At 71.3% G+C, this 12,492-nt stretch carries 11 protein-coding genes; 8 read left to right on the forward strand and 3 right to left on the reverse strand.

All coding sequences use genetic code 11. The features are described from left to right. Positions 1–10: 10 nt before the first annotated feature. The 3 genes from ACFWBN_RS18970 (at position 11) to ACFWBN_RS18980 (ending at position 2,718) form a co-directional block, all read left to right on the forward strand. Entirely contained in the window at positions 11–379 is a 369-nt protein-coding gene (locus tag ACFWBN_RS18970) for a hypothetical protein (protein ID WP_385178016.1), read from the forward strand. 12 nt (positions 380–391) lie between these two features. Then, a complete protein-coding gene (locus tag ACFWBN_RS18975; protein WP_385178017.1) occupies positions 392–2,479 on the forward strand; it encodes a SpoIIE family protein phosphatase in 2,088 nt (695 codons plus the stop codon). A gap of 71 nt (positions 2,480–2,550) precedes the next feature. Then, on the forward strand, positions 2,551–2,718 hold the full coding sequence (locus ACFWBN_RS18980; protein WP_385178018.1) for a hypothetical protein: 168 nt from the start codon (positions 2,551–2,553) through the stop codon (positions 2,716–2,718). 65 nt (positions 2,719–2,783) lie between these two features. Here ACFWBN_RS18980 and ACFWBN_RS18985 read toward each other — a convergent pair whose 3' ends face one another. Next, positions 2,784–3,221, reverse strand: coding sequence for a DUF6299 family protein (locus tag ACFWBN_RS18985; RefSeq protein ID WP_385178019.1), 438 nt, complete (start codon positions 3,219–3,221; stop codon positions 2,784–2,786). A 172-nt stretch (positions 3,222–3,393) separates the two neighbouring features. Between ACFWBN_RS18985 and ACFWBN_RS18990 the strand changes: the two genes are divergently transcribed. Then, on the forward strand, positions 3,394–3,996 hold the full coding sequence (locus ACFWBN_RS18990) for a DUF4352 domain-containing protein (RefSeq protein WP_385178020.1): 603 nt from the start codon (positions 3,394–3,396) through the stop codon (positions 3,994–3,996). Positions 3,997–4,053: 57 nt separating this feature from the next. Beyond that, positions 4,054–4,548: a DUF5949 family protein gene (locus ACFWBN_RS18995; protein ID WP_385178021.1), complete on the forward strand. Its 495-nt coding sequence runs from the start codon at positions 4,054–4,056 to the stop codon at positions 4,546–4,548. Positions 4,549–4,609: 61 nt separating this feature from the next. Here the strand turns inward: ACFWBN_RS18995 and ACFWBN_RS19000 are convergent, their stop codons facing one another. Beyond that, complete coding sequence (locus ACFWBN_RS19000) at positions 4,610–5,857, reverse strand: cytochrome P450 (protein WP_385178022.1); 1,248 nt, start codon at positions 5,855–5,857, stop codon at positions 4,610–4,612. Positions 5,858–6,190: 333 nt separating this feature from the next. Further along, positions 6,191–7,339 carry a low temperature requirement protein A gene (locus ACFWBN_RS19005; RefSeq protein ID WP_385178023.1) on the reverse strand — a complete coding sequence of 383 codons (1,149 nt, stop codon included), beginning with the start codon at positions 7,337–7,339 and terminating at the stop codon, positions 6,191–6,193. A gap of 263 nt (positions 7,340–7,602) precedes the next feature. On the opposite strand from ACFWBN_RS19005, the gene ACFWBN_RS19010 reads away from it, so the two are divergent. The 3 genes from ACFWBN_RS19010 to pflA all read left to right on the forward strand — a co-directional run bounded on the left by ACFWBN_RS19010 (position 7,603) and on the right by pflA (position 12,431). Continuing rightward, positions 7,603–9,012 (forward strand): MFS transporter, encoded by a 1,410-nt coding sequence (locus ACFWBN_RS19010; protein ID WP_385178024.1) that lies wholly within the window; start codon positions 7,603–7,605, stop codon positions 9,010–9,012. 228 nt (positions 9,013–9,240) lie between these two features. Further along, a complete protein-coding gene (gene pflB / locus ACFWBN_RS19015; protein WP_385178025.1) occupies positions 9,241–11,511 on the forward strand; it encodes a formate C-acetyltransferase in 2,271 nt (756 codons plus the stop codon). A gap of 92 nt (positions 11,512–11,603) precedes the next feature. Next, the gene (pflA, locus tag ACFWBN_RS19020; protein ID WP_385178026.1) at positions 11,604–12,431 is read left to right on the forward strand and encodes a pyruvate formate-lyase-activating protein; all 828 of its coding nucleotides are present in this window, start codon (positions 11,604–11,606) and stop codon (positions 12,429–12,431) included. The last annotated feature ends 61 nt before the right edge of the window (positions 12,432–12,492 follow it).

The following is a 12,492-nucleotide window of genomic DNA, read 5'->3' on the forward strand; positions in this document are numbered from 1 at the left end:
GGGGTCCGCGATGAGCGCGGAGCGAGCACAGGGCCGCGGCTGGGTACGCATTCCCGCCAGCCGTGGGGAACAGCCCGCCGCGGCCAGACCCGCCGGGTACGACAGGACGACCGGGTACGACCGGCCCGCCGGGTATGACAGGCCCGCCGGGTATGACAGGCCCGCCGGGTATGACAGGCCCGCCGGGTACGACAGGACGACGGGGTACGACCGGCCCGCCTACGACCATGCCCCGTACGCGACGGCCCCCCACATCGTCCAGCCCACGATCTACCTCTCCCTCGTCAAGCGCTGGCGGGAGGCCGGGCGCACTCTTCCGGGGCATCCTGACGAGGAGTGGGAGCGGCTGATCTCCCAGCCGTGCTGGCCCGGCCGTTAGGTGGTGTGACTCGTGGCAGCGGCGGAGCACGACAGACCCGGGCAGGACCGCAAGCCCCCCGAGACCGGCCCCGGGGAGCGCCTCGCGCTGAACGGCATGGGCAGCTTCGAGTGGGACCTGGGCGCGGGCACGCTGGAGCTGGACGAGGCCGGGTCGGCCGTCTTCGACCTGGAGCCGGAGGAGTTCGACGGGACCCCGCAGGCGCTCGGGCTGCGGATCCCGCCCGCGGACGCCGCCCGGTTGAACCAGGCCGTCCAGGAGGTGCTGGAGAGCGGCGCGGACACGTACGGCGCCTACTTCACGGTGCAGCGGCGCGACGGCCGCGACCAGTGGACGCACACCCAGGGCCGGGTGATGCGCGCCGGGGACGGGCGGCCGTACCGGATCGTGGGGATCGTCCGGGACGCGACGGCGGAGCTCGCCCAGGCCACCCAGCTGCGCAAGCTGGAGTCGGCGCGGGCGCAGCAGACCACGATCGTCCAGCGGACCACGGAGGCCCTGTCGCGGGCGGTGACGGTCGACGACGTCACGGCGGCCCTGACCGGGGCGGGCGCGCTGGAGCGCCTCGGCGCTGACGGGCTGGCCCTGGGGCTGGTCGAGGGCGGCACGATCAAGATCATCGCGCTGAGCGGGGAGACCCTGGAGATCCTCAGCGAGCGGCGGTTCACGCGGCTGGACGGCTCGCTGCCGCTGTCGCAGGCGGTGATCACCCGGCAGGCACGTTTCGTCACCTCGCTCACGGCGCTCGGCGACGAGTTCCCGCTGCTCAGCGACTACCTGAGCCGGATCCAGTACGACGCGGCCGCCTATCTGCCGCTGATCGCGCAGGCCAAGGCCATCGGCGGGCTCGTGCTCTTCTACCGGCGGCGCACCGAGTTCAGCCCGGAGGAGAGGAACCTCTGCCTGGGCCTCGCGGGCATCGTGGCCCAGTCCCTCCAGCGGGCGCTCCTCTTCGACCAGGAGCGCGAGTTCGCCACCGGCCTCCAGGCCGCCATGCTGCCCCGCCGGATCCCGGAGATCACGGGCGGGGAGATCGCGGTCCGCTACCACTCCGCCTGGAGCGGGAGGGAAGTCGGCGGGGACTGGTACGACGTGATCGCGCTGCCCCGCGACCGCGTCGGCATCGTGGTGGGCGACGTACAGGGCCACGACACGCACGCGGCGGCCATCATGGGCCAGCTCCGGATCGCGCTGCGGGCGTACGCGGGCGAGGGCCATCCGCCGTCCACCGTGCTGGCGCGCGCCTCGCGCTTCCTCGCCGAGCTGGACACCGAGCGCTTCGCGACCTGCATGTACGCGCAGGTGGACCTGGAGACCGGAGGGGTACGGGCGGTCCGCGCGGGCCATCTCGGGCCGCTGATCCGGCACACGGACGGGCGAACCGGCTGGCCCAACGTGCGCGGCGGGCTGCCGCTGGGGCTGGCCTCGGTCTTCGAGCAGGAGGAGTTCCCCGAGACCCGGCTCGACCTGGTCCCCGGGGAGACGCTGGTGCTGTGCACGGACGGCCTGGTGGAGGAGCCGGGGACGGCCATCACCCAGGGCATGGACTCCCTCGCCCAGGCGGTGCGCAGCGGCCCGCAGGGGGCCGGGGCGCTCGCCGACCACCTCCTGGACCGGCTCTGGGAGCGCTGGGGCTCCGGGGACGACGTGGCCCTGCTCGTGCTGCGCCGGGCCCCCGACCCGGGCACCCACCGGGCGCCGCGCATCCACCAGTACGTCCACCAGGCCGACCCCGAGGGCCTGTCGGAGGCCCGCTACGCCCTGCGCCAGGCCCTGCGCGACTGGGGCATGCCCGACCTCGCCGACGACGTGGAACTGGCGGCCGGGGAACTGCTGGTCAACGCCCTGCTGCACACCGACGGCGGGGCGGTGCTGACCATGGAGGTGCTGCCGGAGCCGGTCCGGCGGATCCGGCTGTGGGTCAAGGACCGCTCCAGCGTCTGGCCGCGCCGGCGCACCCCGGGCGAGGCGGCCACCACGGGGCGCGGGCTGCTGCTGGTGGACGCGCTGGCCACGCACTGGGGTGTGGAGTCCCGGGGCGACGGCAAGGCGGTGTGGTGCGAGTTCGACGTCGCGGGCAACCCCCGGAGCGCGGAGTGACCCGGCGGTCACGCCGAGTTGTGGGGTGGCGGGGTCGGGGCGATGATGCGGTCCATGGAACGGAACGTGCTGTGCGCAGGCTGAGCAAGGGCGCCGTGACGGGCGTCCTGGCCCTGCTCCTGCTGGCCGCCGGAGTACCGACGGTCGTGGACTGGACGACGGGGCGCCCGCACGCGGACCCCGGCTGCCAGTCGGTGGCGTTCATGTCGATGACGGGCGTCGCGCCGGAGTGCCGCTGACGGCGCCCGGTCCCGGTAGCGGCGGCTACCGGACGGGCGGGCGCGTGCCGCGGGCCGGCGGTCGCTCAGTGCCCCTCGTGGACCTCGACGTCCTGCGTGTCCTGGGCGACGGTGGCCACCGAACGCGGCATCAGGCCCGAGAGGTGGATCTCCTGGATCTCCCCGGTGACCGTCGCGTGGCCCGGGTGCACGCTGCCCGCGAGGAAGCCCGGCGTGCGGGCCACCCACTTGCGCTCCGTGCCGTCGCAGACGACTTCCTCCGCGCCGATGCTGAGCTTGCTGCCGTCCTGCTCGACGACCGCCTTGATCTGCATCGCCCCCATGGGTGACGCCTGCTCGCAGTGGTAGGTGCCGGAAAGGGTGACAGTGCCGTCCTCGGCGATGTGAGCGTCAGGATGTACGGAAATACCTTGGTTGAAAACGGTGGCCGCGGCCGGGCCGGTGAATACCGTGGTGGCGGCCAGTGCGGAGAGGGCTGCCAGTGCCATTCGGTGGCCGGACATGCGCATTCTTCCTCCAGGTGTATCGGGGTGGCGGGAATCCGTCGGAACGCATTGTGCTGGCAGTTGGCGGCAACCGGCCGCACACACTCCACGGGCGCACTCGTGTCGGTGAGTGCAATTGCCCGCTCGGGCGCGTGAGACTGACCGAAATACATCCCCGAAGGGATCCCGAATGCGTCAGTCCGCCGCCCGCCGCCACACCCCCGTCCTCGCCGCCGCCGTACTCCCCCTCCTCCTGTTCGGTGCCACGGCCTGCCAGAGCGCCCCCGAGGGAGCCGCGCTCGCCCCCGCCGCGGCGCCCGCCGTCCCGGTGGACGACGGGGCGCCGGACGCCGAGGGGGCACCCGCCCGGCCCGGCGCGAAGGACGCTCGTGTGGGTGATCCCGTACGGGTGCACGGGCAGCAGGTCGGCCGCCACCTCCAGGTGGTGCTGAACGCGTACGTGGACCCCGCGGTCAGCGTCGAGAAGAACTACGCCCCGCCGGCCGGCAAGCGCTGGGTGGCCGCCTCCATGTCCTTCGTCAACGTCGGAGGGGCCTCGTACGGGGCGCTCGGACGCATGTGGGCGCACGACAGCGCGGGGCAGCGCCATCCGGTGGTGCCGACCGGTGAACTGACGACCGGCAAACCGCTCGTCTTCGATTCCCTCGCGGTCGGTGAGCGGGCCGAGGGATGGGTGGTGTTCGAAATCCCGGAAAACGCGCGCATTGACCGGCTCCAGTACCAGGACGCGAACATCCAGGCGAATTCCGGAGAGGGATTCTGGGCCGTCTAGCCCGCCCGGGTGAAAGGCCGTGAAAGGGCCGGGGGAGAGACCACTAGGGTGCGGCGCATGACTTCTACTCAAGCCGAAATCGACCGGTCGCATCTCGGCACCCTTTCGGTGCTCGCCTGGATCGGCGACCCCTCCGAGGCCCACGACATCCCGTACCTGCTCGCCTACACCCTCGGGGACGGCCCGCAGGGCCCGGAGGCCGGCGAGCGGGCGGCACGCGGGCTGCTGGAGGAGATCGGCCTGCCCATCGGCGACGTCGTCATGGACGGCACCCGCAGCCCGCGCACCTTCGCGGTGCAGATCGTGCTGATGGCGGGCGACCAGGTCACGCTGACCATGCCCGGGCTGAACGCCACGTGCACCGCCCCCAAGGAGTGGGTCGCCGCCGCGCTCGAGAGCGGACAGGCGTACTTCCTCTTCGCCACGCGCGCCTGGCCCGAGGCGGTCCCGGGCAGGCCGGTGACCGCCGAGGTCCTCCAGGCGTTCGCAGGCGACGAGGCGGTGCTCACCAGCAGCGCCCACTGCGTCCTCGCGGTGCAGACCCTGCAGTAGTCGCTGCCGCCGCAGCTCCGGCCGCCGGGCTCCCAGCCTGCCCGGTGGCCGGTTCCGTCGCTCAGGGCCGTTCGAACGCGAACTTCAGCGAGCGGACCCGGTTGTCGAAGTTCGACCCCGCCAGATCGGGCAGGCCCACCGCGCGCAGGCCGACCGGCCGGGTCAGCAGCTCCCGGAAGAGGGCCTTCATCTCCACCCGGGCCAGGTGCGCGCCCAGGCAGAAGTGCGGGCCGCCGCCGCCGAACCCCAGGTGCGGATTGGGCGAGCGGGTGATGTCGAAGGCGTCGGGGTCCGGGAAGACCGCCTCGTCGCGGTTGGCGGAGGCGTAGTACAGGACCACCTTGTCGCCCGGGCGGAACAGGTGCCCGTCCAGGGTGTGTTCGGCGGCCACCGTCCGGCGGAACTGGATGATCGGCGTCGAGTGGCGGATCATCTCGTCCACCGCGCCGTCCGCGTACTTCTCGAAGTCCGAGAGCAGCAGGTCGCACTGGTCGGGGTTGTCGGTCAGCAGGGTCAGCCCGTGGGTGATCGCGTTGCGGGTGGTCTCCACCCCGGCGACCATCAGGAGCGAGAAGAACGCGCCGAGTTGGCGGGCCCCGAGGGCCTGGCCGTCGACGTTCGCGCAGACCAGCGCCGAGATCAGGTCGTCGGTGGGGTTCTTGCGCCGCTCCCGGCCGATGCCGGCCACCATCCGCTGCATGCGGGCGAGGGCCCGCAGGCCGCGCCCGGGCACCCGCAGCCGGGCGGCCAGGCCGCGCTCCACGCCGATGTTCTCGGAGGCGTGGTTGACGCGGTCGGCGATCTCGGCGCGGTAGCGCTCCGGGATGCCCATCATGTTGCAGATGACCTCCAGGGGCAGCCGGGAGGCCACCGCCGAGACGAACTCGTCGGGGCGGTCGGCCAGTACGTCGTCGACGATGCGGGCGGCGACGGTGTGGATGTCCTCCTCGGCGGCCGCCAGCAGGCGGGGCGTGAAGGCCCGCTGCACGATCTTGCGGAGCTGGGCGTGGTCGGGGCCGTCGAGGTTGACCATCGAGTCCCCGAACAGCGCGCGGACCCAGCGGGGCGGCTCGGGGGTGGTCACGCCGGGGGCACTGGCGAACACCTTGGGGAGGCGGCTGGCCTCCTGGACCTGGGCGTGGCGGACGAGGGCCCAGTGGCCGGCCCCCTCGGGGACGAACACGGGGCTGTCGATCGCCCGGAGGCGGGCGAAGGCGGCCAGGCGGTGGGCGGGAGGCTGTAGCCAGAAGCCCGGTTCGGCCAGTTCCCTGCCGGGGTCCTTGCCTTGGCGTGGTGCGGGGAGTGTCATGGCCTGCCTCCAGTTGCGACGCGTCGTCTGTGGTGGAGAACGGGGGTGGGGGTGCAGGAGTGACGGTTCGGCGCGGCGCCGTTGCCGGGGCTCCGCCCCGGACCCCGCGCCTCAAACGCCGGCGGGGCTGGATGTGGCCGCCCTCGGCCTGCAAGTGCGTTTGCGAACCTTGTGCCCAGGCGGCTGGAATTGCCCGCCGGAGGCATCCAGCCCCGCCGGAGGCATATCCAGCCTCGCCGGCGTTTGAGGCGCCGCCGGAGGCAAATTAAGCCCCGCCGGCGTTTGAGGCGCGGGGGTTCGGGGGCAGCGCCCCCGACAGCGGCGCCGCAGACGTCAACGGCGGGGCCGGGTCGACAGGGCCAAGCCGACGGCCACGGTGGCCGCCGCGACCAGGCCCGCGTACAGGACCGCGTACGTGCCCGCCCACGTGCAGGCGAGGATCGCCACCGCCGACAGCGGGAGCGTCAGCTGCTGGGCCGGGCCCCGCTTGAAGTGGCGGGAGTGGAGGAGCCACACCGTCAGGAGGAACAGCGCGGACGGGACGGTGACGGCGGCGTTGGCGGCGAGCTGCGAGATGTGCGCCTTGCCGACCGCGTGCTCGACCGCGACCTCGATGCCCGCCCCGATCGCCGCGCCCCAGGCGAAGATCAGCAGGTGTCCGTACCCCCACGGGATGGCCTGCCGGTTGGTGCTCAGCCGCTCGTGCATCGGTACCGCGAAGTAGATCCACCACGCCGCGAACACGATCAGCAGTCCGCCGCCGGCGATGGGCAGCAGCTCGCCCAGCGCCTCGTGCTCGTCGATCGCCGACTTCACCGCCACCGTGCTCGCGGCAATGGTCTCGCCGAGCACGATGATGGTGAACAGGCCGTACCGCTCCACGATGTGGTGCGGGTGCCATGGCGTCTGGTGGTGGCGTTCGGCCACCAGCGGGACCAGCAGTTCGGCCGCGGCCACGATGAGGAACAGCCAGCGCTTGGCGTCGTCCGGGGCGAACAGCAGGCCCACCCAGGCGGCCTGGCAGAGCACCAGCCCCGCCGCGTACGTCAGCGCGGCCTTGCGGGCCCCGCCGGTCTCCCCGGCGGCGGCCCGCAGCCACTGCGCGGTCAGCGCCACGCGCATGATCAGGTAGCCGATGACGGCCACCGTCCAGTCGTTCTGGTCGAAGGCGCGGCTCACGCCCGCCGCGTAGACGAGCACGCCGGCGATCTGCACCAGGGTCGCCACCCGGTACGGCACGTCGTCGCAGTCGTAGGCGGAGGCGAACCACGTGAAGTTCATCCACGCCCACCACACGCCGAAGAAGACGAAGAAGTAGCCGATCACCCCCGTGCCGGGATGGCCCTCCGCCAGCGCGTGCACCAGGCGCTGGCCGGCCTGCGCGATCGCGACGACGAAGCAGAGGTCGAAGAACAGCTCCAGCGGGGTGGCCGCACGGTGGTCCTCTTCGCGGCTGCGGGCGGTCATGGGGGAGTAGGCCATACCGGAAAGCAGACCAGAGGATGGCGCCCTCGGCGGGCCAGGCGCGCGGCCCTCGGCGCGCCGGTGCCCCGCGCGGAGGCCTCGTAGCGCTCCGCCGGGGCGGATCCGATCCGAGCCGGTCCGAGCCGGTCCGGTCCGCCGAACGTCGTGTGGGCGACAGGACCTTGTCCTGTCGCCCACACGACGTTCGCCCCTGACGCCGGGCACCCCCGGGGACGGAGTCTGGATAGGTCAGGACACTTCTCAACGTTCAGGACCACGCCATGAGTTCCGCCACGCAGCAAGCGTCACCAGGGGTGCTCGCCGATCCGGCGCAGTACCGTCCGGGCCGTACCATCACGGACTGGACGCCGGAGGATCCGTCCTTCTGGCGGTCCACCGGGAAGAGGGTCGCGACCCGCAACCTCTGGATCGCGGTGCCGGCCCTGCTGGTGGCCTTCGTGGTCTGGCAGGTGTGGAGCATCACCGCGACCAACCTGAAGGACGTCGGCTTCGGCTTCAGCCAGTCCCAGCTCTTCTGGCTGACGGCGGTCCCCGGCATCACCGGCGGCACGGCCCGGATCTTCTACACCTTCCTCGGCCCGATGATCGGCCAGCGCCGCTTCACGGCGATCTCCACCGTCGTGCTGATCGTGCCGCTGCTGTGGCTGGGCTTCGCGGTGCAGGACCCGGACACCCCGTACGGCACGATGATCGCGATCGCCGCGCTGTGCGGCATCGGCGGCGCGAACTTCTCCTCCTCGCTGGCCAACATCGGCTTCTTCTACCCGAAGCAGGAGAAGGGCAACGCGACCGGCATCAACGGCGGCCTGGGCAACCTGGGCGTGTCGGTGGTCCAGCTCCTGACGCCCATCCTGATCACGTCCTCGGTCCTCGCCATCGGGGCGGGTCAGAGGAAGGCCGACGGCTCGGAGATCTACCTCCAGAACGCGGCCTTCGTATGGGTCCCGGTGCTGGTGGTCCTCGCCGCGGTGGCCTGGTTCGGCCAGAACGACCTGAAGGTGGCCTCCACCCCCTTCAGCCAGCAGAAGATCATCTTCAAGCGCAAGCACAACTGGCTGATGACCTGGCTGTACGTGGGCACCTTCGGCTCCTTCATCGGCTTCGCGGCGGCCCTGCCGCTGCTGATCAAGACCACCTTCCCCGCGTACTCGGTGGCCACCTACGCCTGGATGGGCCCGGCGCTGGGCGCGCTGGCGCGCTGGGCGGGCGGCTGGATCGCCGACAAGCTGGGCGGCGCGCGGGTGACGATCCTGTCCTTCGCGGGCATGGCGTTCTCGATCATCGGCGTGATCAACTTCCTGCCGGCCGGCTCCGGCCAGGGCTCCTTCTACGGCTTCTTCTTCTGCTTCCTGTCGGCGTTCTTCTTCTCAGGCATCGGCAACGGGTCGACCTTCCGGCAGATCCCGGTCATCTTCCGGGCCCGGCACCTGAAGGGCCTGACGGAGGGCACACCGCAGTACGCGGCCGCGCTGAAGCAGGCGGAGATCGAGTCGGGCGCGGTCACGGGTTTCACGGCCGCCATCGCCGCCTACGGCTTCTTCTTCATCCCGGCGATGTTCGCCAACTTCGCCGTGACGAGCGCGATGTGGGGCTTCGTGGGCTTCTACGCCTCGTGCGTGGTGGTGTGCTGGTGGTTCTACGCCCGCCCCAACGCCGAGGCCCCGAGCTAGACCTTCCCAGCAGCGGCGCCGCACACGAAAACTCTTGTGAATGGTTTCACAACCGCACGATGGACCTTCGGTCCACGCGAAACACCAGGTCAGGGCCGCCTCCGCGGCCCGGCGGCCAGGCCCGCCGGGACCTTCGGGCCCCGGCTCAGGACCAACGCGGCGCCAAATGATCGATCAAAAGGCGTGCAATGGATACAAGCAATGAGGCGACTGAAGAAGGTGCGGGCGATGACTGCCACCCCTGCGGAAACCACGAAGAGCGGCGAGGCCTGGGAGGGCTTCAAGGGCGGGCTGTGGCGCGATGCCATCGACGTCCGCGACTTCATCCAGCAGAACTACACGCCGTACGAGGGTGACGACGCCTTCCTCGCCGGCCCCACCGAGCGCACCACCGCCGTGTGGAAGGCGATCACGGACAAGTTCCCGGAGGAGCGCGAGAAGGGCGTCTACGACGTCGCGTACGACATCCCCTCGTCGATCACCGCGCACGCCCCCGGCTACATCGACCGCGACAAGGACCTCATCGTCGGCCTCCAGACGGACGCCCCGCTCAAGCGCGCGATCATGCCGTACGGCGGCTGGCGCATGGTCGCCGGCGCCCTGGAGACCTATGGCTACCCGGTCTCCGAGGACCTGGAGAAGGTCTTCACCGAGTACCGAAAGACCCACAACGCCGGTGTCTTCGACGCCTACACCCCCGAGATCCGCGCCGCCCGCAAGGCCGGCATCGTGACCGGCCTGCCCGACGCGTACGGCCGCGGCCGCATCATCGGCGACTACCGCCGCGTCGCCCTCTACGGCGTCGACCGCCTCATCGCCTTCAAGAAGGAGGAGAAGGAGGAGCTGAACTCCCTCCCCGCGGGCAACCGTTCGCTGGAGGAGACGATCCGCCTGCGCGAGGAGCTCTCCGAGCAGATCCGCGCCCTCGCCGAGCTCAAGGCGATGGCCGCCTCCTACGGGTACGACATCTCCGGCCCGGCGGCCACCGGCCGCGAGGCCATCCAGTGGCTGTACTTCGCCTACCTGGCCGCCGTGAAGGAACAGAACGGCGCGGCCATGTCGCTGGGCCGCACCTCCACCTTCGTCGACGTCTACCTCCAGCGCGACATCGAGGCCGGCGCCCTCACGGAGGAGCAGGCGCAGGAGCTGGTCGACGACTTCATCATCAAGCTGCGCATCGTCCGCTTCCTGCGCACCCCGGAGTACGACGAGCTGTTCTCCGGCGACCCCACCTGGGTCACCGAGTCGATCGCCGGCATGGGCGAGGACGGCCGCCCGCTGGTCACCAAGTCCTCCTTCCGCTACCTGCAGACCCTCTACAACCTGGGCCCGGCCCCCGAGCCGAACATGACCGTCTTCTGGTCGCCGCAGCTGCCGCAGGGCTTCAAGGAGTTCTGCGCCCGCGTCTCGATCGACACCTCCTCGGTGCAGTACGAGTCCGACGAGCTGATGCGCCCGCGCTTCGGCGACGACACCGCCATCGCGTGCTGCGTCTCGGCGATGCCGGTCGGCAAGCAGATGCAGTTCTTCGGCGCCCGCGTGAACCTCGCCAAGACCCTCCTCTACGCGATCAACGGCGGCCGGGACGAGAAGTCCGGCGCCCAGGTAGGCCCCGAGACCGGCGCCCTCACCTCCGAGGTGCTGGACTACGACCAGGTCATGGCCAAGTTCGACGAGCAGATGGAATGGCTCGCCGAGACCTACGTCCACGCCCTGAACGTCATCCACTACATGCACGACCGGTACGCCTACGAGCGCATCGAGATGGCGCTCCACGACCGCGACGTGCGCCGCACCATGGCCTGCGGCATCGCCGGCCTGTCGGTCGCCGCCGACTCGCTGTCCGCCATCAAGCACGCCAAGGTCACCGCGGTGCGCGACGAGACCGGGCTCGCCACCGACTACGTCGTCGAGGGCGACTACCCGGCGTACGGCAACAACGACGACCGTGTCGACGACATCGCCGTCTGGCTGGTCGAGGAGTTCATGAAGAAGGTGCGCCGGCACGAGACGTACCGGGGCGCCGAGCACACCCAGTCCGTGCTGACCATCACCTCGAACGTCGTCTACGGCAAGAAGACCGGCAACACCCCGGACGGACGCCGCGCCGGCGAGCCGTTCTCCCCGGGCGCCAACCCGATGAACGGCCGCGACACCCACGGCTACGTCACCTCGGCACTGTCGGTCGCCAAGCTCCCGTACGAGGACGCCGAGGACGGCATCTCGCTGACCAACACCGTCACCCCCGACGGCCTGGGCCGCACCCCCGAGGAGCGGATCAAGAACCTGGCGGGCGTGCTCGACGGCTACACGGCGGTCGACGGCTTCCACATGAACGTGAACGTGCTCAACCGCGACACGCTCATGGACGCCATGGAGCACCCGGAGGACTACCCGCAGCTGACCATCCGCGTCAGCGGCTACGCGGTGAACTTCGTCCGCCTCACGCGGGACCAGCAGCTCGACGTGCTGAACCGCACCTTCCACGGCTCCCTCTAGAGCCCCCGTACCGCGCGGCCCGGGGCCGGGCCCCCACCCGGCCCCGGGACCGCGCGACTCCATCGGACACCGGAACGTCTGGAGCCCCTGCCATGACCGTCCTCTTCGGTTCGACCCTCCCCGTCGGCCCCGCCGCGGCGGTCGCCGTCAGCGCCGGGCGGACCCCGGCCGCGGCCGCGACGCAGCGGCCCAGCGAGGGATCGGTGCACTCCTGGGACCTGTCCACCGGGGTCGACGGCCCCGGCACCCGCTTCGTGACCTTCCTCTCCGGCTGCCCGCTGACCTGCCTGTACTGCCACAACCCCGACACCATGCGGATGCGCAACGGCAAGCGCACCTCGGCCGACGACGTCATCGCCGAGGCCCGCAAGTACACGAGGTTCATCTCCGCCTCGGGCGGCGGCGCCACCATCTCGGGCGGCGAGCCGCTGCTCCAGCCCGTCTTCGCGGGCGAGCTGCTGCACCGGATGAAGAACGACCTCGGCCTGCACACCGCCCTCGACACCTCCGGCTTCCTCGGCGTCCGGGCCACCGACGCGCTGCTGCGCGACGTGGACCTGGTCCTCCTCGACATCAAGTCCTGGGACCGCGAGACCTACCGGAAGGTCACCGGCCGCCCGCTGGAGCCCACCCTGGACTTCGCCCGCCGCCTCGCCGACCTGGGCAAGGAGGTGCACCTGCGGTTCGTGCTGGTGCCCGGGCTCACCGACGCGCGCGAGAACGTCGAGGGCGTCGCCGCCTTCGCCTCCGGCCTCGGAAACATCTCCCGGGTCGACGTACTGCCCTTCCACAAGCTCGGCGAGAGCAAGTGGGAGGCCCTGGACATGCCGTTCACCCTGCACGACACCCCCTCGCCCACGGGGGAGCAGGTGGCCGAGGCCAAGGCGGTCTTCACCGCCCACGGGCTGCGGGCCGTCTGACCCGTTCGGAGTAACGAGGAGAGTTGTATAACGGGCTGAACCGGTACAAACCACCTAGCGT

Origin of the sequence: Streptomyces sp. NPDC059989, assembly GCF_042736975.1 — a bacterium.
Classification (GTDB): domain Bacteria; phylum Actinomycetota; class Actinomycetes; order Streptomycetales; family Streptomycetaceae; genus Streptomyces.